Below are 25,408 nucleotides of genomic sequence, written 5' to 3' on the forward strand. Positions count from 1 at the left end.
CGCATGGCGGAATGCCGGTAATGTCAACCGGCGCGAGTCATGCATGGGCCAGAAAACGTCCGCGACCTCCCTGTTCCGTCACCCTATCGGCGCCCGCGCCGCTACCGCCTTCCTGTCCGGCTCGGCCGTCACCGATGGCCTGGCGTCGCAAGAACCGCCTGCCGCGCATACCACGCAGCACGACGATCCCGACCCGTCCACCCATCGATACCGCACCATCTGGCTGTCCGACATCCACCTCGGCTCGAGCGGCTGCCAGGCGCCGTACCTGCTCGACTTCCTGCGCCACAACGATTCGGAATACCTGTACCTCGTCGGCGACATCATCGACGGCTGGCAGCTGAAGAAGGGCTGGTACTGGCCGCAGGCGCACAACGACGTCGTGCAGAAGATCCTGCGCAAGGCGCGCAAGGGCACGCAGGTCGTCTACATCCCCGGCAACCACGACGAAGGCGCGCGGCAGTTCTGCGACCTCGCGTTCGGCGACATCCAGGTGCGCGGCGAGGCGTTCCACACGACGCTCGCGGGCAAACGTTTGTGGATCGTGCACGGCGACCTGTTCGATGGCGTGATCCAGCACGCGAAATGGCTCGCGTACCTCGGCGACACGCTGTACACGCTGATCCTCGTGCTGAACCGCTGGTTCAACCGGATCCGCAGCCGGCTCGGCTTCCAGTACTGGTCACTGTCGCAGTACCTGAAGCACCAGGTCAAGAACGCGGTCAACTTCATCTCGCAGTTCGAGACCGTGATGACCGACGAGGCGCGCCGCCGCGGCTGCGACGGCGTCGTGTGCGGCCACATCCACAAGGCCGAGATCCGCGACATCGACGGCGTGCTGTACTGCAACGACGGCGACTGGGTCGAAAGCCTGTCCGCACTCGTCGAAACGATGGAAGGCGAACTGAAGATCGTCTACTGGACGGTGATGCGCACCGCACCGTCGGAGACCGCGTCGCGCAAGGCCAAGGCCACTGCCTGACACAACCCTACTTACAGGACAAAGCCGCGATGAAGATCATGATCGTCACCGACGCGTGGGAACCGCAGGTCAACGGCGTCGTGCGCACGCTGAAGAGCACGTCGCGCGAACTCACCGCGCTCGGCCATCGCGTCGAACTGCTGACGCCGCTGGAATTCCGCACGATACCCTGCCCGACCTACCCCGAGATCCGCCTGTCGATCCTGCCGTACCGCAAGCTGCGCGCGCGGATCGATGCGTTCGCACCCGATGCGCTGCACATCGCGACCGAAGGCCCGCTCGGCCTCGCCGCGCGGCGCTACGCGCGCTCGCGCAAGCTGCCGTACACGACCGCGTACCACACGCGCTTTCCGGAATACGTGCAGGCGCGCTTCGGCATCCCGCTGGCCGCGACCTACCGCTTCCTGCACTGGTTCCACGGCCCGTCGCTCGCGGTGATGGCGCCGACGCCGGTCGTCAAGCAGGACCTCGAGAAATTCGGCTTCACGAACGTCGTGCTGTGGACCCGCGGCGTCGATCTCGACATCTTCCGGCCGATGGAGTCGAAGGTGCTCAACACCGCGCGGCCGATCTTCCTGTACGTGGGCCGCGTCGCGATCGAGAAGAACGTCGAGGCGTTCCTGCGCCTGGACCTGCCCGGCTCGAAGTGGGTCGCGGGCGAAGGCCCCGCGCTCGCGGAGCTGAAGTCGCGCTATCCGGAGGCGAACTATCTCGGCGTGCTGTCACAGGGCGAGCTTGCAAAGGTGTATGCTGCGGCCGACGTGTTCGTGTTCCCGAGTCGCACCGACACGTTCGGCCTCGTGCTGCTCGAAGCCCTCGCCTGCGGCACGCCGGTGGCCGCGTATCCCGTCACGGGCCCGATCGACGTGCTCGGTGAAGGCGACGCGGGCGCGATGCACGAGGACCTGCAGGAAGCCTGCCTCGAGGCGCTGAAGATCGAACGCACGACTGCGCGCGCGTGGGCGGAACGCTTCTCGTGGCGCGCGGCATCCGAGCAGTTCGCGTCGCATCTGAAGCCGCTGCCGAAGACCGCGTACTCGCCAGCCGAAGGTGCCGCCGTTTGAAACGAGACCTGAACGACAAGACCCCGCCCCCTGCCTCCACGCCGCAACGGCACCGCCCGTTCGACGAGGAAGAGCCGCACGCCGAAGCGGAGGTGCACGCGCACGAGCCGCTCGGCCCCGACGACCAGCTGTCGCCGCTGCCGCCGAACCCGTACAAGCGCCACCGCGGCATCACGCGCGCGTGGTACGCCCTCAAGCATTCGCTGAACGGCTTTCGCGTCGCGATCCGCGAGGAGAGCGCGTTTCGCCAGGAACTCACGCTCGCCGCGCTGATGCTCCCGATCGGTGCGTTCGCGCCGGTGCCGGCCGCGTCGCGCGCATTGCTCATCGGCTCAGTGCTGCTCGTGCTGATCGTCGAGCTGCTGAACTCGAGCGTCGAGGCCGCGATCGACCGCATCTCGCTCGAGCGCCACGAACTCTCCAAGCGCGCGAAGGATCTCGGCAGCGCGGCCGTGACGGTTGCGCTGTTCGCGTGCGTGACGACGTGGGGCTTCGTGCTCGGCCCGGTCGTCGCACACTGGCTCGGCTTCTAGACGAGTGTCGGGGGTATCGGGCGAACGCGTCGCGCGCCGCCCGCGTGCGGCGCTGCACCATGCGCCGCGCGGGGCCGCGATCACGAAATGCCCCGGTGTGGCGAAACCCCGGTTTATAATCGTCCGCTAGACATAGAACAGCAACCCGCGCCGGACGAATCACGCAGCATCGATTGCAGCGCCCGCCAGTCCGGCACACACAGGGCCGGACGACATGGAAGCGAAACCTCCCCGCCGCACCCGCGAACGGATTCTCGAGTTGTCGTTGAAACTCTTCAACGAGATCGGCGAGCCGAACGTCACGACCACGACGATCGCCGAGGAAATGGAAATCAGTCCAGGCAACCTGTACTACCATTTCCGCAACAAGGACGACATCATCAACAGCATCTTCGCGCAGTTCGAGCAGCAGATCGAACGGCGGCTGCGCTTCCCCGAAGATCACCGTCCGACGATCGACGAAACCTGGTCGTACCTGCAGTACATGGCCGATTTCATGTGGACCTACCGGTTCCTGTATCGCGACCTCAACGACCTGCTCGCCCGCAACCGCACGCTCGAGACGCACTTCAAGCAGATCATCAGCCACAAGGTGCGCTTCGCGCGCGACATGTGCGAGCTGCTCGTGTCCGACGCGGAAATGGTCGCCACGCCCGCCGAGATCGAAGTCATTGCCACCAACATGGCCGTGATCTCGACCTACTGGCTGTCGTATCAGTACGTGATGCATCCGCGCAAATACAACGACCAGGACGCGATCCGCGAGGAACTGCACCAGGTCAGCATGCACGTGATCTCCGTGATGGCGCCGTACCTGCGCGGCCGTTCGCGCCAGCTGTTCGACGACCTGGTCTCGGGCAAGCTGCCGAAGCGCCAGTTCACCGACTACCTGCCGCCGCGCGACGGCTCGCCGCGCCCCGCCGACAGCCCCGTCGTCACCGGGCAGGCACCCGCCAAGGATTCCAAGCAATGAAGGCAGTCTGCGTTTACTGCGGCTCGTCGCCCGGCGTGCGGCCCGTCTATGCCGATGCCGCGCGCGCATTCGGCCGCGCGCTCGTCGATGCGGGCCTCACGCTCGTCTACGGCGGCGGCCGCGTCGGCCTGATGGGCGTGATCGCCGACGAAGTGATGGCTGCCGGCGGCCATGCGGTCGGCGTGATCCCGGAACTGCTCGTCGACAAGGAAGTCGGCCATACGGGGCTGTCGGAACTGCACGTCGTGCCCGACATGCACCACCGCAAGAAGATGATGGCCGATCTCTCCGACGCGTTCGTCGCGATGCCCGGCGGCGCCGGCACGCTCGAAGAGCTCTTCGAGGTCTACACGTGGGCGCAGCTCGGCTATCACCGCAAGCCCGTCGCGGTCTACAACATCGATTCGTTCTACGATCCGTTGATCGCGCTGCTGCGCCATACGGTCGACGAAGGCTTCATGCGTCCGGCCTATTTCGACGCGCTGTGCGTCGAATCCGAGCCCGTCGCGCTGATCGAGCGGCTGCGCCGCTACCAGCCGCCCGCCCGCGACAAGTGGGCGCCCGACGCCGCGAAGTAATCGTCACCGGAAACCGCACGACATGACCGCACCGTCCGATCGCAAGGCCGTCCTCATCACCGGCGCGAGCCGCGGCATCGGCCGCGCGACCGCCGTGCTCGCGGCCGAGCGCGGCTGGGACGTCGGCATCAATTACGCACGCGACGCGGCAGCGGCCGAACTCACCGCGCAAGCCGTGCGCGACGCGGGCGGCCGCGCGTGCATCGTCGCGGGCGATGTCGCGAACGAGGCAGACGTCATCGCGATGTTCGACACCGTCATGGCCGCGTTCGGACGCCTCGACGCGCTCGTCAACAACGCCGGCATCGTCGCGCCGTCGATGCCGCTCGCCGACATGCCGGTCGACCGGCTGCGGCGGATGTTCGACACCAACGTGCTCGGTGCGTACCTGTGCGCCCGCGAAGCCGCGCGCCGGCTGTCCACCGACCGTGGCGGCCGCGGCGGCGCGATCGTCAACGTGTCGTCGATCGCGTCGCGACTCGGTTCGCCGAACGAATACGTCGACTATGCGGGGTCGAAAGGCGCGGTCGACTCGTTGACGATCGGCCTGGCGAAGGAACTCGGCCCGCACGGCGTGCGCGTCAACGCGCTGCGCCCCGGCCTGATCGAGACCGATATTCACGCCAGCGGCGGCCAGCCGGGCCGGGCAGCCCGCCTCGGCGCGCAAACGCCGCTCGGCCGCGCGGGCGAAGCGCAGGAAATCGCCGAAGCGGTCGTCTGGCTGCTCGGCGACGCGGCATCCTACACGACGGGCGCCCTGCTCGACGTCGGCGGCGGCCGGTAACCTCGCCCGCGCGGCGCGCCCGTCGCGCCGCCAGCAGCGATCTGTCGTCACGACACCACAAATCTCCACAATTTCGTGACGGTTTCAGTAAACATCCGTAATAGTTCCGTGCTCTACTAGCGGGCAATCAGACAGGCGTCATAAACGCTTGGACTTCGCCACCCTGATGTGGCCCTTAACGGTCCTGCCCAAGTCGCGGACCGCTCGACTCGACCCGAGATCTTTTCCATGCCTGGAACCGCAGCGCCCAGCCGGCGACGCACGTCTGTGCCCGCTCCGGCCCAGCTCACCCGTTCGACCGCCGACGCCGACACCACCGCGACGCTCGACGCCGCCGGCACGCCCGTCGTGGCGTCGACCACCGCCATCCGTACCGTGCGCGACCGCTCGGCCCTGCTCGGCTGGCGGGCCTGGCTGTTCGTCGCCGTGCTGGTCTGTGCGTACACGCTGCCGGGCGTGCTCGGCCACGATCCGTGGAAGCAGGACGAAACCTACACGTTCGGCATCATCCAGCACATGCTCGAGACCGGCGACTTCGTCGTGCCGACCAATGCCGGCCTGCCGTTCATGGAAAAGCCGCCGCTTTACGCATGGGTCGCGACGAGCCTCGCGTGGCTGCTGCGGCGCGTGATGCCGCTGCACGACGCGGCGCGGCTCGCGAGCGCGCTGTTCGCCGCGCTCGCATTCGGCTTCATCGCGCGCGCGGCGCGCGTCGCCAGCCGTGCGGACAACTGGTTCGACCTGCGCGTGCTCGGCCCCGTCGTGCTCAGCGCGGGCACGCTCGTCGTCATCAAGCACGTGCACGACATGATGACGGACGTCGCGTTGTTCGCCGGCACGGCGATGGGCTTCTGCGGGCTGCTCGAACTCGTGATGCAGCACGTCGCGCGCGCGCAGCAGATGCGCCACGGGCTGCCGGTCCGGCCGTCGGGCCGCTGGGCCGCGCCGATCTTCGGCGCGGGCGTCGGCATCGCGCTGATGACGAAGGGGCTGTTCGTGCCGCTCGTGTTCGCGGCCACGCTCGTCTGCACGCTGGTGCTCTACCCGGCCTGCCGCACCCGTTCGTTCGCGCGCGCGCTCGGCGTCGCCGCGCTCGTGTTCGCGCCGTTCGCGCTGATCTGGCCGACCGCACTGTTCCTGCGCTCCGAACCGCTGTTCATGACGTGGTTCTGGAACAACAACGTCGGCCGGTTCTTCGGCTTCTCCGTCCCCGAACTCGGCGCGGAAAACGACAAGCCGTTCTTTATCCTGCGCGCGTTCCTGCTCGTCGGCTTCCCGGTCGCGCCGCTCGCGATCGTCGCCCTCGCGCGCGGCGCATGGCGCGACTGGCGCACGCCGCGCATCGCGCTGCCGGTGCTGTTCGCCGGTATCGGGCTCGTGGTGCTGCAAGTGTCCGCGACGTCGCGCCAGCTCTACATCCTGCCGTTCTTCGCACCGCTCGCGCTGGTCGCCGCGCAGGCGATCGAACGCCTGCCGCGCCGGCTGCATCTCGCGTGGGATTACTTCAGCCGCGTGCTGTTCGGCACGACCGTCGCGCTCGCGTGGGCGATCTGGGCCGTGATGGCCGATCCGGCCGCGTCGCGCGCGGATCTCTCACTGCTCGGCCGCTGGCTGCCGCTCGACTGGACGATGCCGATCCAGCCCGCGCTCGTGATCGGCGCGCTCGCGCTGACCGTCGGCTGGCTGACGCTGCTGCCGAAGCTGCGCACGACGGGCCTGTGGCGCGGCGCGCTGTCGTGGGGCGCCGGCGCCTTCGTCGCCTGGGGCCTCGTCTATACGCTGCTGCTGCCGTGGCTCGACGTCGCGAAGAGCTATCGCTCGGTGTTCGACGACCTGAACGCGCATCTCGCGCTCGAATGGACCGACGGCGACTGCATGGCGAGCCTGCACGGGCTCGGCGAATCGGAAGCGCCGATGCTGTACTACTTCTCCGGCATCCAGCACACGCCGATCGACGACGCGAAGTCGACGCGCTGCACGTGGATGATCGTCCAGGGCGTGCGCGCCGTCGATCCGGCGCCCGGCAACGAATGGAAACTGTTCTGGACGGGCGCCCGCCCGGGCGACAACGAGGAACTGCTGCGCGTGTACGTGCGTACGCCCGAACAGCACCTGCAGTGACGCAGGACGGCGCGATGCGCCGTCATGCCTGCCTTCATCTTTCGCAACGGTAGAGCGCGCCCGTCCGGCCGGTGCGCGACCTTTGCGCGATACCCGCCGTCGAGGCACCTGCGTCAATCCGCGGGATCGCCCGGCCCCTGCGCTTTACGCCGCTGCCCGGATCGTCAGAACGACGAACCGGGCTCGCGCAGAAACGCAGTCTCCTCGTCGGTCGATACACGTCCGAGTATCGCGTTCCGGTGCGGAAAACGGCCGAAGCGCTCGACGACGGCCGCGTGCAGCAGCGCGAAACGGTGATAACTCTCGCATCCGGCCTCGCCGCGAATGCCCGCACAGAGGCGCACGGCTTCGCGTTGGCTCTCGACCGATTCGTCGTGCTCGAACGGCAGGTACGCGAACGCGCGGTGATGCCCGCTCGGCAACTGCGCGTCCCAGCCGGCCGCGACGACCCGGCGTGCGAGCGCGAGCGCCTTCGGATCGGCGGCAAACGCGCGCGGCGTGCCGCGATGGATGTTGCGCGAAAACTGGTCCAGCACGACGATCAACGCCAGCGCACCCGACGGCGAGTCGGCCCAGTGATCGCAGGCACCATCGCACGCGGCGTCGAGCAACGCGCCGTAGCGCGTGCGCAGCACATCGTCGAACGCCGCACCGCCGTTGAACCACACCTTGCGTTCCTGCCCGAATTCGGCCGAGCCCGGCTCGCCGAACCAGAAATCCAGAATCTCCCGCGCTTGCGGATCCAGCACCGCCGCGCCGGCCTTGCCGGTGTCGATCGTCATGCAAACTCCAGTACGAGGCGCCGTGTCCGCGCGCTCTTCTTTTCCAGTTTCGCGACCCGCAGCCCGCCGATTTCGGACGTGTTGCGCACATGCGTGCCGCCGCACGGCTGCAGGTCGACATTTTCAATGAGCAACAGCCGCACGCGGCCGAGGCCCATCGGCGGCTTCACGCTCATCGTGCGCACGAGTTCTGGCCGCTCGGCCATCTCGTCGTCGGTGATCCATTCGGTCGTGACCGGATGCGCGCCGCCGACCAGCCCCGCGAGACGCCGCTCGACGTCGTCGCGGTCGATCGCATCGGACGTCGCGAAATCGAGCCGCACGTAGTCGGCCGTCACGCTGCAGCCGTCGACCGCGTACGGCAGCACCGCGCACATCAGGTGCGCGGCCGTATGCAGGCGCATGTGCCGGTAGCGGCGCGGCCAGTCGATCGCCGCGACCACGCGCGTGCCGGGCGCGAGCATCGCGACGCTCGCCGCCTGCCCCGGCGCCGGCACGTGTACCGCATCGTCGGGCGTCGCGCCTTCGAACTTCGCCTTGCGCGTATCGGCGATCGCGATCGTGCTGCCGTCGGGCAGCGTCAGCGTGCCGGTGTCGCCGGCCTGGCCGCCGCCGAGCGGATAGAACACCGTGCGGTCGAGCCGGATGCCGTCGTCGCCGACGGCCTGGACGACCGCGTCGCATTGCGTGAGGTACGCGTCTTCGCGAAACAGCGCATGTGTCGTCATTGGGCGAGCCTCGTATCCATGGGGGGAAACGGCCAGTGTCGCGCGACGCCGCACGTGCGCCCAGACGCAGATCGTCCGGCACACGGGCAGCGGCGTACCGGTCGATCAACCGGGCCGGTTGCGCATCCAGTCGGCCGTGTCGTAGAACGAATGCATCAGCCGCTCGCGCAGCGGCTCGGCCAGCCCGACATCCTCCATCGCCCACGCCATGCAGCGCAGCCACTGGTCGCGCTCGACCGACGCGATCGGGAACGGCAGGTGCCGCGCGCGCAGCCTCGGATGACCGAACCGGCTGATGTAGTGGTCGGGGCCGCCGAGCCAGCCGCACAGGAACCAGAACAGCTTGTCGCGCGAGCCGTCGAGCGACGGCGGATGCAGCGCGCGAATCTCCGCGAACTCGGGCTCGAGGTCCATCAGGTCGTAGAAGCGGTCCACCATTTCGCGCACACGGGCTTCGCCGCCCACGAGCTCGAACGCCGTCGGCTGCGACGGCGCATCGTCATTCACATCGGTCATACGGATAGTCGGAAAACGGGATCTTCGGGGCCGCCGGCGACGCTCATGCGTCGCGCAGCGACTGCAGCGCGGGGCGCCGCAACACATTATGCAGGCTCAGCCAGCCGGCCGCACCGGCGCACGTGACGCCGGCCGCGATGCCGGCCGGCACGAGCCACGGATCGACGGCGAGCTGGAAGTCGAACACGCGCGACGCGAGCACCCAGCCGACCGCGATCGCGCCCGCCGATGCCAGCGCGCCGGCCAGCGTGCCGACCACGATGAATTCCGCGCGCTGCACCGCATTGACCTGTGCGCGCGACGCGCCGAGCGCACGCAGCAGCGCGGCCTCGCGCACGCGCTCGTCGTGCGAGCCGGCGAGTGCCGTGTACAGCACCAGCACGCCGGCCGCGAGCGTGAACAAGAACAGGAACTGCACCGCGCCGACCACCTGCAGCATCATCCGCTGCAATTGCGCGAGGATCGGCGCGACGTCGATCGCGGTCAGGTTCGGATAGCGCGCGATCAGCGGATCGAGCAGCGCGGCGTTCGATGCGGGCAGATGAAAGCTCGTCAGGTAGACGGCCGGGAAATCCTTCAGCACCGGCGGCGGCATCAGCACGAAGAAGTTGACGCGGAACGAGCCCCAGTCGAGCTTGCGCACGCTCGTGACCGGCGCATCGACCGTCAGACCCGTCACGTCGAAGCGCAACGTGTCGCCCGGCTTCACGTTCAGCGTCTTCGCGAGGCCGGCCTCGATCGAGATCTGCGGCGTGGCCGCGGTGCCGAACCAGTCGCCTTCGACGATCCGGTTGTCGGACGGCAGTTCGGTCGTATACGACAGGTTGAACTCGCGGTCGACGAGCCGGCGCGCCTCGTCGGACGGATACGCATCCGGATTCACCGGCTTGCCGTTGATCGCGACGAGGCGGCCGCGCACCATCGGCGCGGGCGCCGCATCGCGCACGCCGTGCGCGGCCAGATACGCGGCAACGTCGTCGCGCTGGTCGGGCTGGATGTCGATCAGGAACTGGTTCGGCGCATCGGGCGGCGTCGACTGCCGCCAGCCCGCGACGAGATCGTTGCGCGTGATCGCGATCAGCAGCAGGCACATCAGGCCGAGCGCGAGCGCGGTGATCTGCAGCGCGCTGGCCGTGCCGCGCCGGTGCAGCGACGCGAGCGCGTAGCGCCAGCCGACGCCGGCGGCCACGCGCGCGTTGCGTACGGCACGGGCGGCCGCGAACAGCACGAGCCGCGCGATCAGCGCGAAGCCGACCAGCGCGCCGGCAAAGCCGCCCGCGACGATCAGGCCGAGCTTCAGGTTGCCGGCCGCCGCGATTAGCAGCCCCGCGAACAGCACGACGCCGATCGCGTACGCGGCCCATGCGGTGCGCGTCGCATCGCCCCACTCGCGTCGCAGCACGCGCACCGGCGGCACGCGCGTGAGCGGCACGAGCGGCGGCAGCGCGAAGCCGAGCAGCAGCACGAGCGCGGCGCCCATGCCGAGCAGCGCCGGCCACAGCGTGGGCGGCGGCAGCGCGACGTCGATCAGGCTGCCGAGCGCGGCCAGCAACGCCCAGTGTCCGCCGTAGCCGAGCACCGCGCCCGCGGCGCCCGAGACGATGCCGATTCCGGCGAATTCGAGTGCGAACAGCGCGCCGAGCGTGCGGCGGCTCACGCCGAGGCAGCGCATCGTCGCGCAGCCGTCGAGATGGCGCCGCATGTAGCGCTGCGCGGCCATCGCGATCGCGACCGCCGCGAGCAGCGCGGTCAGCAGTGCGACGAGCGTCAGGAAATGGCGCGCGCGATCCAGCGTCTGCCGCACCTGCGGCTGGCCTTCCTGCAACGACTCGAGCCCGACGCCGCGCAGTTTCCCGCCGTCGACGCGCGCGTGCGCATACGCTTCGAAACGCGCGACAGCCGCTGCGTCGCCGGCGACCAGCAGCCGGTAGGTGACGCGGCTGCCGTAGCCCGTCAGTCCTGTAGCAGCGAGGTCGTCCGCGCGCATCATCAGCCGCGGCGAAAAATTGACGAACGAAAAGCCGCGATCGAGCTCGCGGGCAATCGAAGCGGCGACCTTGAACGTGCGCAACCCGACGCGCACCGTATCGCCCGCCTTCAGGTGCAGCGCGTCGAGCAGCGCGAGATCGGCCCATACGGTGCCGGGCGCGGGAATCGCGGCTGCCTTCTGCGCGGCGGCGGCGCCGGCCGGCACGATGTCGACGGCGCCGCGCAGCGGATACCCGGGCGACACGGCCTTCACGGCCGCGAGGCGCGACGGTGCGGCCTCGGCCGCCTGCCCGCCCGAGGCGGACGCGATCATGCTCGGGAAAATGGCGGTCGTCGCGGTACGCAGGCCGAGTGCCCGGGCCTGCCGGTCGAACGACGGATCGACGGGACGATCGGCGCGCACGACGAAATCGGCGCCGAGCATCTGGCGGGCGTCGCGTTCGAGCCCCTGGCGCAGCCGGTCGGCGAGGAAGCCGACGCTCGTCAGCGCCGCGACGGCCAGCACCAGCGCGAGGACGAGCAGCGTCAACTCGCCCGCGCGCCAGTCGCGCGCGGTCATCCGGGCGGCCTGGCGGATCAGGTCGTGCAGGCCGAAGCGGCCGGCATGCGCGGGCCTGTCATGACCGGGCTGCCCGGCCGGCGGCTGCGCCGCGGGTTGCCGCTCGTTCAATCGCGCTTGCCCCCGATCGAGTTGAGCCGCGACACCATGTGATTCGCCATCCCGCGGAAGCCTCCCGACACGCCGCGCCACAGACGCGGCAGCGCCCACGCCGACGCCGCGATGAACGCGGCGAGCAGCACGAGGAACGCGAGCGGGACGAAGAACGCCAGCACGAGCCCGCCGACGACGAGGCCGTCCTCGGTCGACGACGCGACCCAGTTCGAAATCGGTTCAGGAGACAGGTTGATCAGCGCGCGCGTACCGGCCTTCGCGACGTGCGCGGCACCGGCCAGCGAGCCGCCGGCGAGCCCCGCGACCGCGAGCACGGTCGGATCGGCATGGCCGAGCGCACCGGCTGCCAGTACGGCGCCGGCGGGAATGCGGATGAAGGTGTGCACGGCATCCCACAGCGAGTCGAACGCGGGGATCTTGTCGGCCAGGAATTCGGTGACGGTGAGCACGGCCGCCGCGCCGATGACCCACGGCGACATCAGGACGGCCAGCGTATCGGGCAGATGGAGCCAGCCGAACCGCGCCAGCACGCCGGCGATCAGCACCGTCAGGTACAGGCGCAGCCCGCTCGCCCACGCGAGCCCCGCGCCGAGCGAAATGGCTTCGATCATCGCCCTCTCCTTGCACTTTCCGTGCGATTTGCCGATTGATCGGATCGGGTCGGACAGGCCGGCCGCAGGGCGCGTGGCGACCGGCACCGCGTGCCGCGAGAAGCGCGACGGAATTCAGGCCCGAATGCGTTCCATTATAGACAGGCTATCCGGACGACCGGCGCAATTCCGCAGCGCGATACCCCGGGCGCGCGTGCACCCGGACGCCGGCGCCCGGATGCCGACGCCCGGATGCCGGCGTCAGGCGGCCGACGACAGCTTGAGGCCGATCAGCCCCGCGACGATCAGCGCGGCGCTCGCGACGCGCGCGGCGGTGAGCGCCTCGCCCATCATCACGATGCCGAACACGAACGCACCGACCGCGCCGATCCCCGTCCACACCGCATAGGCCGTGCCGAGCGGCAACTGGCGCATCGCAACCGCGAGCAGCCCGAAGCTGGCCAGCGCCGTCACGATCGTAAACACCGACGGACCGAGCTTCGTGAAGCCGTCCGACGATTTCAGGCCGGCCGCCCAGGCCACTTCCAGCAAACCGGCGATCAACAACCATACCCACGCCATCTCGACGTACTCCGTATCGGATGGGGCCGTCCCCGTTGAAGCGAATGACCCGGGGTCGTCCCCGGGCGGCGCCGAGTATAACAAGTTGCTTACAGATGCACCGGCTGCGGAGCAGGTCGGCGGCCGATCGGGGGCGCGATCGGCCAGGCCCGGCCAGTTCGGTCAGTTCGACACGCGCTTCGGCGCGCCGCCGCCGACGCAGCGGTCGTCGCGGTACAGCGCCCATTCCTCGCACACGCGGCCATCCTTGAACACGCACATCCCGACCTGCCCGCTCGACAGGTTGCGGATCACGTGGCGACCGCCGAGCTTCTCGCAGTTGACCGACGCGGGATTGGCCAGCGCCGCCTTCGCGGGCGGCTGCTGCCCGGGCGGCAGCGGCTGGGCGAACGCGCCGGGCGCGGCGAGCGCCAGCGCACAGATGACGACCAGACGGACGGACATTGCACGCTCCTCGTTTTCGTTCGCGGAACGGTCAGGATAACGGGGAATGAGCGCGCGGTGTGCGAGGCCGGCACAGGTCATCAGACTGTCGCGCCGGCGCAACCGTGCCAGTGCGCAACGTCATGCGCCCGGCCGCCGCTGCCGCCCGTCCCGCTCCTTCACGCGGCGCCGACGAGCCGGTAGCCGACGCCCGTCTCGGTGACGATGTACTCGGGCTGCGCGGGGTCGCGTTCGAGCTTCTGCCGCAGGTGCGCCATGTAGATGCGCAGGTAGTGATGGCTTTCGACGTGCGACGGCCCCCACACGTCGCGCAGCAGCTGGCGGTGCGTGAGCACGCGCCCCGCGTGCCGCACGAGCGTCGCGAGCAGCCGGTATTCGAGCGGCGTCAGGTGCACGATCTCGCCGTCGCGCCACACCTGGCGCAGCGCGAGATCGACGGTCACCGTGCCGAAGGTCACCTTCGGCGACTCGTTCGCGCCGCCCTGGTTGCGCCGGCGCAGCTGCGCGCGAATCCGCGCGCGCAGTTCGGACACGCCGAACGGCTTGGTCAGGTAGTCGTCGGCACCCGCGTCGAGCGCGGCGACCTTCTCCTCTTCCTGGGTGCGTGCCGACAGCACGATCACCGGCACCTCGGACCAGCCGCGCAGTTCGCGGATCACGTCGAGGCCGTCGGTATCGGGCAGGCCGAGGTCGACGATCACGAGGTCGGGCTTGCGTGTCGCCGCGTCGATCAGCCCCTGCTTGCCCGTCTCGGCCTCGAACACCGCGATGTCCTCCTCTTCGAGCGCGGCGCGCACGAAACGGCGGATCTGCTTTTCGTCCTCGATCAGGACGACGGTCAGGCTGGGTTCACTCATGGTCTGGCAATGACTCGGATGGGGACGATGCGCCCGGCACATCGGATTCGTCGTCGGGCACGGCGGGCGCGGCCGGCGGCGTCTCGACCGGCAGCGTGAACCAGAAGCGCGCGCCCGTCACGCGGCCGTCGGGCGCGGTGCGGTTGAGCGCGCCGATTTTACCGCCGTGCGCCTCGACGATCGCACGGCAGATCGCGAGGCCGAGCCCGATGCCCGGCGTCGCCGACTCCTTCTCGCCGCGCGTGAACTTGTCGAAGATACGCGTTTCCATCCCGGCCGGCAGGCCCGGGCCGTGATCGTCGACATGCACGCGCACGAACGGCAGCCCGTCGTCGGTCACGCGCTCCGCGCCGATGTCGATCGGCGTATCGGGCGGCGTGTACTTCGCCGCATTCTCGAACAGGTTGGTGAACAGGCGCTCCATCAGCACCGCGTCCATCTGCAGCAGCGGCAGGTCGGCCGGCAGCGCGACGCGCGCCGGATGACGCACGAGCACGCGCTTGCACGCGGCGAGCGCGGCGCCGACGGTCTCCTCGAGCAGCGACCACTGGCGCTTGAGCTGCAGGCTGCCGGCCTGCAGCCGCGCCATGTCGAGCAGGTTCGTGACGATGCCCGTCATCCGCAGCGCCTCATCGTGGATCGCGTCGACGAGTTCGCCCTCGCGCTGCGCGAACCGCTCGGCCGCCGCCGTGTCGCCGCCCTGCGCGGCCGAGCGCCCGTTCGCGAGCATCGACGAGAAGCCGACGATCGTCGTCAGCGGCGTGCGCAGGTCGTGCGAGATCGCCGACAGCAGCGAGTTGCGCAGCCGCTCGGATTCCATGTTGACGAGCGCGTCGCGCGCGATCTCGACGTAGTGCACGCGTTCGAGCGCGAGCGCGATCTGCGCGGCGAACGCGTCGAGCATCCGCTGCTGCTCCGGCACCTCGAGTTCGCGCGGCTCGCGCGACGCGACCGCGAGCACGCCGCGCGTGCGCATCGGCGCCTTCAGCGGCAGGTACAGCGCGGCCGTCGCGGGCAACGTGTCGGTGCCGCGTCCGGCCGGCTTCTGCTGGTCGTACACCCACTGGCCGACGTCGCTGTCGAGATCGGCGCCCGTCAGCGTGACGGCCGCATCGGGCTCCTCGATCTTCTGGCGCACCTTGTCCGCGCTGTCGGGCAGCAGGAACGCGACGCGCGCACGGAACACCTCGCCCACGTGGCGGCTGCCGATCTCGACGATCTGCTCGGTCGTCAGCGCCGCGCCGAGTTCGCGCGCCATCGCGTAGATCGCGCCGGTGCGGCGCTCGCGGCGCTGCGCGACGCTCGCCTGGCGCGTCAGCGTCGACGTGAGGTGACTGATCACGAGCGAGGTCAGCAGCATCCCGAAGAAGGTCAGCAGGTATTGCGTGTCGCTGACCGAGAACGACATGCGCGGCGGCACGAAGAAGTAGTCGAACGCGGCGACCGACAGGAACGACTGCAGCACACCCGGGCCGCGCCCGAGCCGCACGGCCGAGAACACGACGCCGAGCAGGTACAGCATCACGAGGTTCGTCAGGTCGAGCCGCTCGGACACGAGGCTCGCGACGACCGTGATCGCCGCGCAGATCGCGGCCGCATACACGTAGTGCCGCGGCGGCGAACGGTGCGTGCCGAACTGAGCGAACGCATCGCGCCAGTCGCGCGCCCGCGCATCGAGCGGCGCGGCGCGCGCCTCGTCGCTCGCGGACGCACGGATCAGCATCAGGTCGACATCGCCCGCGCGTTCGGCGAGCTGCTCGCCGAACGGCCGCGCGAGGCGGCGCATGAGCCCGGCCTTCGGCGAGCCGCCCGCGACGATCTTCGACACGTTGCGCACCTTCGCATAGCCGATCAGCGCGGCCACCGCGTCGGCGCCGGCGAGCGTGGCCGTTTCCGCGCCGAGTTCGGCCGCGAGCTTCAGCGCATCGAGCGTGCGCTGCCGCCGCGCATCGGGCAGGCGCTGCAGGCGCGGCGTCTCGACATAGACGGCCAGCCAGTCGGCCTTCAGGCTCGCGGCGAGCCGCGCGGCCGCGCGCACGAGCGTCGGCGCCTCGGCGCCCGGCCCGACGCATACGAGCAGCCGCTCGCGCGCCTGCCAGATCCGCTGGATCGAGCGGTCGGCGCGGTATTCGCGCATCTGCGCGTCGACGCGGTCGGCCGTACGCCGCAGCGCGAGTTCGCGCAGCGCGATCAGGTTGCCCTTGCGGAAGAAGTTGCGCACCGCGCGCTCGGCCTGCTGCGCAAGGTAGACCTTGCCGTCGCGCATCCGCTCGAGCAGCTCCTCGGCCGGCAGGTCGACGAGCGTGACTTCGTCGGCCGCATCGAACACGCGGTCGGGCACGGTCTCCCACACGCGGATGCCGGTGATCGCGCCGACCACGTCGTTCAGGCTTTCGAGGTGCTGGACGTTGACGGTCGTGTACACGTCGATGCCCGCGTCGAGCAGCTCGTAGACGTCCTGCCAACGCTTCAGGTGCCGCGCGCCCTGCACGTTCGAATGCGCGAGCTCGTCGACGAGGATCAGTTGCGGCGCACGCGCGAGCGCGCCGTCGAGATCGAATTCGGCGAGCGTGCGGCCGCGATAGTCGATGCGCGCGAGCGGCAGCACGTCGAGGCCATCGAGCAGCGCGGCGGTCTCGCCGCGGCCATGGGTCTCGACGATGCCGACGACGACGTCGACGCCTTCCTGCAGCCGCTGGCGCGCGGCCTGCAGCATCGCGTAGGTCTTGCCGACACCGGCCGATGCGCCGAAGAAGATCTTGAGCTGGCCGCGCCGCTGCTTTTCTTCGTCTCGCTGCAGCTTGTCGAGGAGTTGGTCTGGATCGGGACGGTTCATGCGTCAGGAAAGCGGGGCGCCCGGATGCGCGCGAGTACGAGCATTGTTGTTCCAAATCGCCGCAAAAGGCAAAGACGGCGCGAGCGCCGTCGGGAAAAAGCGCGTCCGGCGCGGATCATGCCGCACCGGACACCGGTCATCGCCGGAAGCCCGGCCGCGCGCTCAGTGCGCGGCCTGTGCCGCGTCGAGCGCGAGGTTCAGCTTCAGCACGTTCACGCGCGGCTCGCCGAGCACGCCGAACTGGCGGCCCGCCGTGTTCGCGGCGACGAGCTGCGCGACCGCGTCCGGCGCCACGTTGCGCGCCTTCGCGACGCGCTCGACCTGGTACGCGGCGGCGGCCGGCGTGATCTCCGGATCGAGACCGCTCGCCGATGCCGTCACGAGGTCGACCGGCACGGGCTTCGACAGGTCGGTGCCGGCGTCGCGCAGCGCGGCGATGCGCCCCTTCACCTGGTCGGCGAGCGACGGGTTCAGCGGGCCGAGGTTCGAGCCGCCGGAGCCGGTCGCGTTGTACGGCATCGGCGCGGTGGCCGACAGCCGGCCCCAGAAGTATTTCGGCGCATCGAACGACTGGCCGATCAGCGCGGAGCCGACCGCCTTGCCGTCCTTCTCGATCAGGCTGCCGTTCGCCTGCGACGGGAACACGGCCTGGCCGAACACGGTCATCACGGCCGGGTAAGCCAGGCCCGTCACGGCGGCCAGGACGACGAAGAGCACGACGAGCGGGCGAATCAACGATTTCATGATGGTTCCTTCAAGTACGGCCGGATCAGGCCCAGCCGAGTGCGGCGAGCGTCATGTCGATCAGCTTGATGAACGGGAACGGCAGCAGCACGCCGCCGAGGCCGTAGACCAGCAGGTTGCGGCGCAGCAGCGACGCGGCACCGAGCGGCCGGTACGTGACGCCCTTCAGCGCGAGCGGGATCAGCGCGACGATGATCAGCGCGTTGAAGATCACCGCCGACAGGATCGCGGACGCCGGCGACGTCAGGTGCATGATGTCGAGCACGCGCAGTTGCGGGTAGGTCGTCACGAACGCGGCCGGGATGATCGCGAAGTACTTCGCGATGTCGTTCGCGATCGAGAACGTCGTCAGCGAGCCGCGCGTCATCAGCATCTGCTTGCCGATCTCGACGATCTCGATCAGCTTCGTCGGGTTCGAGTCGAGGTCGACCATGTTGCCGGCTTCCTTCGCGGCCTGCGTGCCGGTGTTCATCGCCACGGCCACGTCGGCCTGCGCGAGCGCCGGCGCGTCGTTGGTGCCGTCGCCCGTCATCGCGACGAGCCGGCCCGCGGCCTGGTGCTCGCGGATCGTCGCGAGCTTGGTTTCCGGCGTCGCTTCCGCGAGGAAGTCGTCGACACCGGCTTCCGCCGCGATCGCCGCGGCAGTCAGCCGGTTGTCGCCCGTCACCATCACGGTCTTGATGCCCATCTTGCGCAGTTCCGCGAAGCGCTCCTTGATGCCGCCCTTCACGATGTCCTTCAGCTCGATCACGCCGAGCACGCGCGCCGCCCCTTCATGCAGGTCGGCCACGACGAGCGGCGTGCTGCCGCGGCGCGCCACCTCGTCGACCGCGCGGCGCACTTCTTCCGGGAAGCGGCTGCCGTGCGTCTCGACGTAGCGGCGGATCGCATCGGCCGCGCCCTTGCGGATTTCGCGGCCGGGCAGGTCGACGCCGCTCATCCGCGTCTGCGCGGAAAAGCCGAGGAACGTCGCATGCAGTTGCGCCATGTCGCGCTGGCGAATGTTGAAGCGCTCCTTCGCGAGCACGACGATGCTGCGGCCTTCCGGCGTTTCGTCGGCGAGCGACGACAGTTGCGCGGCATCGGCCAGCGCTTCCTCGGTCACGCCCGGCGCCGGCACGAACGTCGACGCCTGGCGGTTGCCGAGCGTGATCGTGCCGGTCTTGTCGAGCAGCAGCACGTCGACGTCGCCGGCCGCTTCCACCGCGCGGCCCGACGTCGCGATCACGTTCGCCTGCATCATCCGGCTCATGCCGGCCACGCCGATCGCGGACAGCAGGCCGCCGATCGTCGTCGGGATCAGGCACACGAGCAGCGCGACGAGCGCGGTGATCGTCACCACGTGGCCGGCCTTCATCGCCTCGACCGAGAACATCGAGAACGGCAGCAGCGTGGCAGTGGCCAGCAGCATCACGATCGTCAGCGCAACCAGCAGGATCGTCAGCGCGATCTCGTTCGGCGTCTTCTTGCGCTTCGCACCCTCGACCATCGCGATCATCCGGTCGAGGAACGCCTCGCCGGGGTTCGCGGTGACCTTGACGACGATCCAGTCCGACAGCACGCGCGTGCCGCCCGTCACCGACGAGAAGTCGCCGCCCGACTCGCGGATCACCGGCGCGGATTCGCCGGTGATCGCCGATTCGTCGACGGACGCGACGCCGTCGACGACCTCGCCGTCGGCCGGGATCACATCGCCGGTCTCGACCAGCACGACATCGCCTTTACGCAGGTCGCTCGCGGTCGTGATGCGGATCGGCGACTTCGGATGCGGCTCGTTGAGCTTCTTCGCCATCACGTCCTTCTTCGCGCTGCGCAGCGACGCGGCCTGCGCCTTCGAACGCCCTTCGGCGAGCGCCTCGGCGAAGTTCGCGAACAGCACGGTGAACCACAGCCACAGCGCGATCGCGAGGATGAAGCCCGCGGGCGCCTCGGCCTGGCCGGCGAGCGCCGCGATCCACAGGATCGTGGTCAGGATGCTGCCGACGTACACGCAGAACATCACCGGGTTGCGGAACTGCGTGCGCGGCGTGAGTTTCTTGAACGAGTCCACGATCGCGGGGCGCAGCAGCGCCGGATCGAACATGGACCGTGTTGCGGAATGTTGAGTCATTGCGATCTCTTCAAGCTCTTCAGTCTTTTCAATGTGTCGCCGTGCGGGCGCGCGTCACGCGCCCAGCCACATCATCAGGTGCTCGACGCCCGGGCCGAGCGCGAGCGCCGGCACGTAGGTCAGCGCGCCCACCAGCAGCACGGTGCCGAGCAGCAGCACGACGAACAGCGGACCATGCGTCGGCAGCGTGCCGCTCGTCACCGCGATGCGCTTCTTCGCGGCGAGCGAACCGGCGATCGCCAGCACCGGCACGATCGTGCCGAAGCGGCCGAACCACATCGCGATCGCGGTCGCCCAGTTGTAGAACGGCGTGCCGACCGTCAGGCCCGCGAACGCGCTGCCGTTGTTGTTCGCGGCCGAGCTGAACGCGTAGAGGATTTCCGAGAAGCCGTGCGGGCCGGGGTTCGCGATGCCGGCCTTGCCCGCGTCGGCGAGCACGGCGATCGACGTGCCGACGAGCACGAGCAGCGGCGTGAGCAGCACGACGATCGACACCATCTTCATCTCGTACGCTTCGATCTTCTTGCCGACGTATTCCGGCGTGCGGCCGATCATCAGGCCGGCGACGAACACCGCGAGCAGCGCGAACACGAGCATCCCGTAGAGACCCGAGCCGACCCCGCCGTAGATCACCTCGCCCAGCTGCATCAGCAGCATCGGCACGAGACCGCCGAGCGGCGTCAGCGAATCGTGCATCGTGTCGACCGCGCCGCACGATGCAGCCGTGGTCGCGACCGTGAAGATGCCGGTCTGCGCGATGCCGAAGCGCGTTTCCTTGCCTTCCATGTTACCGCCCGGTTGCAGCGCGTTCGCCGACTGGTCGACGTGCAGCGCGGCGAGCGTCGGGTTGCCGCCCTGCTCCGCGTTCACCTCGACGCCGATCGCGATCACGAATGCGACCGTCATCGCCGCGAGCACCGCGATACCCTGCCGGCGGTCGCCGATCATGCGGCCGAACACGAGACACAGCGCGGCCGGGATGATCAGGATCGCGAAGATCTGGATGAAGTTCGCGAACGGCGTCGGGTTCTCGTACGGATGCGCGGAGTTCGCGTTGAAGAACCCGCCACCGTTGGTGCCGAGCATCTTGATCGCTTCCTGCGACGCCACCGGGCCCATCGCGAGCGTCTGCTTCGTGAGCGGGGTCGGCACCGTGACCGCGTTGCCCTTGTCGTCCTTCACCGGGTTGCCCTGCGCGTCGAGCTTCGGCGCCGCATAGGTGCTCGCCTGCAGCACCGGCACGTCCTGGTACGCCTTCATGTTCTGGATCACGCCCTGGCTCATCAGCAGCGCGGCGATCACCACCGACATCGGCACGAGCACGTACATCGTGACGCGTGTCAGGTCGACCCAGAAGTTGCCGATCGTCTGCGCGGTGTGACGCGCGAAGCCGCGGATCAGCGCGATCACGACGACGATGCCGGTCGCCGCCGACAGGAAGTTCTGCACGGTCAGGCCGAGCATCTGCGTCAGGTAGCTGACGGTCTGCTCGGGCGTGTAGTCCTGCCAGTTCGTATTGGTGACGAAGCTGACGGCCGTGTTGAACGCGCCGTCGACCGTCATCGCGCCGAATTGCTGCGGGTTGCCGGGCAGGAAGCCCTGCAGGCGCAGCAGGCCGTAGAGGAACAGCGCGCCGAGCGCATTGAACGCGATCGTCGCGACCGCGTACTGCTTCCAGTTCATCTCGCTGCCGGCGTCGACGCCGGCGATGCGGTACAGCGCGCGTTCGAGCGGCCCGAACACGCGCACGACGCGCGAGCTGCCGTCCATCACTGCAGACAGGTAGCGCGCGACCGGCACGGCCGCCGCGAGCAGCACGACGATGAAGAGCAGCGTCTGAAAGAGATTGTTCGCGTTCATTCGATGTCCTCCGCGCGCAGCAGCGCAAAGACGAGATACGCGAACAGCAGGGCCGTCGAGGCGCCCGCCAGCCAAAGCATCCAGGTCATGCCCGCCCCCCGCGACCGTATTGCACGAGCTTGTCGCAACCGGCAACCAAGCCGAGGATCAGCGCGGTGAAGAGCACCAGAGCGCCGATGAAAACCCCATCCATTTTGTGTTCTCCGTCGTCGAAATCAGACGACTAGAACATTATGGGAACGCACGTAAAGGACGGGTCAAAGGTGTCGGGGCGGATATAAAAAACGTGTAAACGCGCGGACGGGGCAAACCGGGAGGCGGGACGGACGGCGCCGCAGCGCCGCCCGCATGGGCGCGTGCCGGCATGGCGCCGGCACGGGGGGGAAGGCTCAGGGAACGAGGATCGTCGAGCCGGTGGTCTTGCGCGCTTCGAGATCGGCATGCGCGCGGCCGACTTCCGCGAGCGGATAGCGCTGGTTGATGCTGGTCTTCACCTTGCCCGACAGGATCACGTCGAACAGCTCGGCGGCCCCGGCTTCGAGATCGGCGCGCTTCGCGATGTACGAGAACAGCGTCGGCCGCGTGAAGAACAGCGAGCCGCGCGACGAGAACTCCTTCGAGTCGATCGGCGGCAGCGGGCCCGACGCGCTGCCGAAGCTGACGAAGTAGCCGAGCGGCGCGAGGCAGTCGAGCGAGCCGAGGTAGGTGTCCTTGCCGATCGAATCGTAGACGACCGGCACGCCCGCGCCGTTCGTGATCTCCTTCACGCGCTGCGTGAAATTCTCGCGCGTGTAGACGATCGGGTGATCGCAGCCGTGCGCCTTCGCGAGTTCGGCCTTTTCGTCGGAGCCGACCGTCCCGATCACGGTCGCGCCGAGCGCCTTCGCCCACTGGCACACGAGCAGGCCGACGCCGCCGGCCGCCGCGTGGATCAGGATCGTGTCGCCGGCCTTCACCGGGTAGGTGCGGCGCAGCAGGTAGTGCGCGGTCAGGCCCTGCAGCATCACCGATGCCGCATCGTCGTAGCTGATGCCGTCGGGCAACTTCACGAGCCGCTCGGCCGGCATCACGCGCTCCTGCGCATACGCGCCGGGCGGCTGCCCGACATACGCGACGCGGTCGCCCACCTTGAGCGCGGTCACGCCGTCGCCGACGGCCGTCACCTCGCCCGCCGCCTCCATCCCGAGGCCGCCGGGCAGCGGTTGCGGATACAGGCCGGTGCGGAAATACACGTCGATGTAGTTGAGCCCGACCGCGTGCTGCCGGATGCGGACTTCGCCCGCCTTCGGCTCGCCGACTTCGACATCGACCCACTTCATCACGTCCGGGCCGCCCGGCTGGTCGTATCGGATTGCTTTCGGCATCGTTTCGCTCCTCATCTGTCAATCGGTCAGGAAAAAATCGGGGCCGCCGATGCGCGGGCCGGCCGATTCATGCAGGAACCGGGCGGCAGGTGCGCGTCGCGACGCACGATTCTCGCGCGGCGCCGTCATCCTTGCATGGCCCTGCCTCGAGCAGGGGCAATCGGCCGCGGCGCGTGACTAGCAAACATCCTGCATGTTGCGCGCCAGGTCGTCGAGCAGCATCCGCGCGGTGGCGACGTTGGTCGCAACCGGCACGTCGTGCACGTCGCACGCGCGCACGAGCGCGGTGATGTCGGGGTCGTGCGGCTGCGCGGTCATCGGGTCGCGCAGGAACACGACGATGTCGACGCGGCCCTCGGCCAGCTCCGCGCCGATCTGCAGGTCGCCGCCAAGCGGCCCCGACAGCTTGCGCTCGACCTCCAGCCCGTGCGCGGCCGCGATGCGGCCGCCCGTCGTGCCCGTGCCGACCAGCCGGCATTGCGCGAGCGTCGCGCGATACTCGCCCGCGAGCGCGACGATCTCGTCCTTCTTCGCGTCGTGCGCAATCAATGCGATGCGGGGTTTGCTCATCTCCAGTTCCTTCGTCGTTCGGTTGTCGTCGTGATCGTGAATCGCAAGGCGCGGTCAGAACGTCCCCGGATATGCGCCGCCGTCGAGCAGCCAGTTCTGCCCGGTGATGTAGCCGGCATGCACGCTGCACAGGAACGCGCAGGCGGCGCCGAATTCGGCGCGCGTGCCGAGGCGGCCGGCCGGGATGTCGTTCGCGCGCCGCGCGCGCATTTCGTCGACCGTCACGCCCTGCGCCTTCGCCGACGCGGCGAGCGTCGTCGCGATCCGGTCGGTGTCGAACAGCCCCGGCAGCAGGTTGTTGATCGTCACGCCCTGCACCGCAACCTTGCGCGACAGCCCCGCGACGAAGCCGGTCAGCCCCGAGCGAGCGCCGTTCGACAGCGCGAGCACGTCGATCGGCGCCTTCACGGCCGAACTGGTGATGTTGACGATCCGGCCGAAGCGGCGCGCGATCATCCCGTCGACGGTCGCGCGGATCAGCTCGATCGGCGTCAGCATGTTCGCCTCGAGCGCGCGGATCCAGTCGTCGTGCGAGAAGTCGCGGAAGTCGCCGGGCGGCGGGCCGCCGGCATTGTTCACGAGAATATCCGGTTGCGGGCATGCGGCGAGCGCGGCCGCGCGCCCGTCCGGCGTCGTGATGTCGCAGGCGACTGCCGTGATCGACACATTCGATGCCGCGCGGATCTCCTCCGCGGTTTCCTCCAGCGTGTCGCGCGTGCGCGCGATGATCACGAGGTTCACGCCCTCGGCGGCCAGCGCTTCCGCGCAGCCGCGACCGAGGCCCTTGCTGGCCGCGCATACGAGCGCGGTCTTTCCTTCGATACCGAGATCCATCGTCGACTCCCTGGTGGCGACGCGCGCCGGGACGGTCCCGCCGCGCCGGTGGACGGCGAACGGGCGGGCGCGGCGCGCGGATTGTCGTGAGACGTCGATAATATCCGGATCATGCGGCGCGCCTTGGTAAAATTGCGGCCATAAGCGGCAGCCGGCTTGCGCCCGCCGCCGCCCCGATCCCCTTTTGCCGCCAGCGCGCCCCCGTCATGAAACAGGACAGCCGTTTCCCGAATCTCTTCATCACCGATCACCCGCTGATCCAGCACAAGCTCACGCACATGCGCGACAAGGACACGTCCACGCGCACGTTCCGCGAGCTGCTGCGCGAAATCACGCTGCTGATGGGCTACGAGATCACCCGCAACCTGCCGATCACGACCAAGCGGGTCGAAACCCCGCTGGTGGCGGTCGACGCGCCCGTGATCGCGGGCAAGAAGCTCGCGATCGTGCCCGTGCTGCGCGCGGGCATCGGGATGTCGGACGGCCTGCTCGACCTGGTGCCGTCCGCGCGCGTCGGCCATATCGGCGTGTACCGCGCCGAGGACCACCGCCCGGTCGAATACCTGGTGCGCCTGCCCGACCTGGAAGACCGCATCTTCATCCTGTGCGACCCGATGGTCGCGACCGGCTATTCGGCCGTGCACGCGGTCGACGTGCTCAAGCGCCGCAACGTGCCGGCCGCGAACATCATGTTCGTCGCGCTGGTCGCCGCGCCCGAGGGCGTCCAGGTGTTCCAGGATGCGCACCCCGACGTGAAGCTGTTCGTCGCGTCGCTCGATTCGCACCTGAACGAGCATGCGTACATCGTGCCGGGCCTCGGCGACGCGGGCGACCGCCTGTTCGGCACCAAGAACTGAGCGCCTGGGCGGCCGCGCGGCCCGCGGCGGCCTGCCC

Annotated in this window: 24 protein-coding genes; 8 read left to right on the forward strand and 16 right to left on the reverse strand. The window is 69.2% G+C overall.

All coding sequences use genetic code 11. The features are described 5' to 3' along the window. Positions 1 to 43 precede the first annotated feature (43 nt). The 7 genes from AC5LXX_RS11820 to AC5LXX_RS11850 all read left to right on the forward strand — a co-directional run bounded on the left by AC5LXX_RS11820 (position 44) and on the right by AC5LXX_RS11850 (position 7,035). Entirely contained in the window at positions 44 to 982 is a 939-nt protein-coding gene (locus AC5LXX_RS11820) for a UDP-2,3-diacylglucosamine diphosphatase (RefSeq protein ID WP_124453045.1), read from the forward strand. Positions 983 to 1,011: 29 nt separating this feature from the next. Beyond that, complete coding sequence (locus AC5LXX_RS11825) at positions 1,012 to 2,046, forward strand: glycosyltransferase family 4 protein (RefSeq protein ID WP_322082820.1); 1,035 nt, start codon at positions 1,012 to 1,014, stop codon at positions 2,044 to 2,046. Continuing rightward, positions 2,043 to 2,579 (forward strand): diacylglycerol kinase, encoded by a 537-nt coding sequence (locus AC5LXX_RS11830; RefSeq protein ID WP_493409575.1) that lies wholly within the window; start codon positions 2,043 to 2,045, stop codon positions 2,577 to 2,579. The genes AC5LXX_RS11825 and AC5LXX_RS11830 overlap by 4 nt, the downstream gene beginning before the upstream one ends. 214 nt (positions 2,580 to 2,793) lie before the next feature. Then, the gene (locus tag AC5LXX_RS11835) at positions 2,794 to 3,552 is read left to right on the forward strand and encodes a TetR/AcrR family transcriptional regulator (RefSeq protein ID WP_021161119.1); all 759 of its coding nucleotides are present in this window, start codon (positions 2,794 to 2,796) and stop codon (positions 3,550 to 3,552) included. Beyond that, positions 3,549 to 4,130, forward strand: coding sequence for an LOG family protein (locus AC5LXX_RS11840; RefSeq protein ID WP_124453039.1), 582 nt, complete (start codon positions 3,549 to 3,551; stop codon positions 4,128 to 4,130). Before AC5LXX_RS11835 ends, AC5LXX_RS11840 begins: the two co-directional genes overlap by 4 nt. A 22-nt stretch (positions 4,131 to 4,152) precedes the next feature. Further along, positions 4,153 to 4,914 carry an SDR family oxidoreductase gene (locus AC5LXX_RS11845; protein ID WP_493409576.1) on the forward strand — a complete coding sequence of 254 codons (762 nt, stop codon included), beginning with the start codon at positions 4,153 to 4,155 and terminating at the stop codon, positions 4,912 to 4,914. A 228-nt stretch (positions 4,915 to 5,142) separates the two neighbouring features. Next, entirely contained in the window at positions 5,143 to 7,035 is a 1,893-nt protein-coding gene (locus tag AC5LXX_RS11850) for an ArnT family glycosyltransferase (RefSeq protein ID WP_493409577.1), read from the forward strand. A 164-nt stretch (positions 7,036 to 7,199) separates the two neighbouring features. Here AC5LXX_RS11850 and AC5LXX_RS11855 read toward each other — a convergent pair whose 3' ends face one another. The 16 genes from AC5LXX_RS11855 to AC5LXX_RS11930 all read right to left on the reverse strand — a co-directional run bounded on the left by AC5LXX_RS11855 (position 7,200) and on the right by AC5LXX_RS11930 (position 24,514). After that, positions 7,200 to 7,817: a DUF924 family protein gene (locus tag AC5LXX_RS11855; protein ID WP_493409578.1), complete on the reverse strand. Its 618-nt coding sequence runs from the start codon at positions 7,815 to 7,817 to the stop codon at positions 7,200 to 7,202. Further along, positions 7,814 to 8,545 carry an alanyl-tRNA editing protein gene (locus AC5LXX_RS11860; RefSeq protein ID WP_493409579.1) on the reverse strand — a complete coding sequence of 244 codons (732 nt, stop codon included), beginning with the start codon at positions 8,543 to 8,545 and terminating at the stop codon, positions 7,814 to 7,816. The genes AC5LXX_RS11855 and AC5LXX_RS11860 overlap by 4 nt, the downstream gene beginning before the upstream one ends. Positions 8,546 to 8,650: 105 nt before the next feature. Further along, a complete protein-coding gene (locus AC5LXX_RS11865) occupies positions 8,651 to 9,061 on the reverse strand; it encodes a group II truncated hemoglobin (protein WP_493401223.1) in 411 nt (136 codons plus the stop codon). A gap of 43 nt (positions 9,062 to 9,104) precedes the next feature. After that, positions 9,105 to 11,609, reverse strand: coding sequence for an ABC transporter permease (locus AC5LXX_RS11870; protein WP_493411120.1), 2,505 nt, complete (start codon positions 11,607 to 11,609; stop codon positions 9,105 to 9,107). 107 nt (positions 11,610 to 11,716) lie between these two features. Further along, entirely contained in the window at positions 11,717 to 12,334 is a 618-nt protein-coding gene (locus AC5LXX_RS11875; RefSeq protein ID WP_124464086.1) for a DUF4126 domain-containing protein, read from the reverse strand. 240 nt (positions 12,335 to 12,574) lie between these two features. Continuing rightward, positions 12,575 to 12,895, reverse strand: coding sequence for a quaternary ammonium compound efflux SMR transporter SugE (gene sugE / locus AC5LXX_RS11880; RefSeq protein WP_027786846.1), 321 nt, complete (start codon positions 12,893 to 12,895; stop codon positions 12,575 to 12,577). Between the two features lie 162 nt (positions 12,896 to 13,057). Next, the gene (locus tag AC5LXX_RS11885) at positions 13,058 to 13,339 is read right to left on the reverse strand and encodes a putative hemolysin (RefSeq protein WP_124453021.1); all 282 of its coding nucleotides are present in this window, start codon (positions 13,337 to 13,339) and stop codon (positions 13,058 to 13,060) included. 158 nt (positions 13,340 to 13,497) lie between these two features. Further along, the gene (gene kdpE, locus AC5LXX_RS11890; protein ID WP_493409580.1) at positions 13,498 to 14,196 is read right to left on the reverse strand and encodes a two-component system response regulator KdpE; all 699 of its coding nucleotides are present in this window, start codon (positions 14,194 to 14,196) and stop codon (positions 13,498 to 13,500) included. Next, entirely contained in the window at positions 14,189 to 17,032 is a 2,844-nt protein-coding gene (locus AC5LXX_RS11895) for a DUF4118 domain-containing protein (RefSeq protein ID WP_493409581.1), read from the reverse strand. The genes kdpE and AC5LXX_RS11895 overlap by 8 nt, the downstream gene beginning before the upstream one ends. Positions 17,033 to 17,194: 162 nt before the next feature. Next, entirely contained in the window at positions 17,195 to 17,776 is a 582-nt protein-coding gene (gene kdpC, locus AC5LXX_RS11900; protein ID WP_493409582.1) for a potassium-transporting ATPase subunit KdpC, read from the reverse strand. A 25-nt stretch (positions 17,777 to 17,801) separates the two neighbouring features. Beyond that, entirely contained in the window at positions 17,802 to 19,886 is a 2,085-nt protein-coding gene (kdpB, locus tag AC5LXX_RS11905) for a potassium-transporting ATPase subunit KdpB (protein WP_124453013.1), read from the reverse strand. Positions 19,887 to 19,940: 54 nt separating this feature from the next. Beyond that, entirely contained in the window at positions 19,941 to 21,746 is a 1,806-nt protein-coding gene (gene kdpA / locus AC5LXX_RS11910) for a potassium-transporting ATPase subunit KdpA (RefSeq protein ID WP_493409583.1), read from the reverse strand. Further along, positions 21,743 to 21,835, reverse strand: coding sequence for a K(+)-transporting ATPase subunit F (gene kdpF / locus AC5LXX_RS11915; protein ID WP_006752209.1), 93 nt, complete (start codon positions 21,833 to 21,835; stop codon positions 21,743 to 21,745). The genes kdpA and kdpF overlap by 4 nt, the downstream gene beginning before the upstream one ends. 300 nt (positions 21,836 to 22,135) lie before the next feature. Further along, positions 22,136 to 23,110, reverse strand: coding sequence for a quinone oxidoreductase family protein (locus AC5LXX_RS11920; RefSeq protein ID WP_124453010.1), 975 nt, complete (start codon positions 23,108 to 23,110; stop codon positions 22,136 to 22,138). Between the two features lie 177 nt (positions 23,111 to 23,287). After that, positions 23,288 to 23,680 (reverse strand): methylglyoxal synthase, encoded by a 393-nt coding sequence (locus AC5LXX_RS11925; RefSeq protein WP_059233571.1) that lies wholly within the window; start codon positions 23,678 to 23,680, stop codon positions 23,288 to 23,290. A 54-nt stretch (positions 23,681 to 23,734) separates the two neighbouring features. Continuing rightward, positions 23,735 to 24,514, reverse strand: coding sequence for an SDR family oxidoreductase (locus AC5LXX_RS11930; protein WP_493409584.1), 780 nt, complete (start codon positions 24,512 to 24,514; stop codon positions 23,735 to 23,737). A gap of 206 nt (positions 24,515 to 24,720) precedes the next feature. Between AC5LXX_RS11930 and upp the strand changes: the two genes are divergently transcribed. Then, complete coding sequence (gene upp / locus AC5LXX_RS11935) at positions 24,721 to 25,371, forward strand: uracil phosphoribosyltransferase (RefSeq protein WP_006478229.1); 651 nt, start codon at positions 24,721 to 24,723, stop codon at positions 25,369 to 25,371. Positions 25,372 to 25,408 lie beyond the last annotated feature (37 nt).

The sequence above is a fragment of the Burkholderia torrens genome (assembly GCF_984668525.1).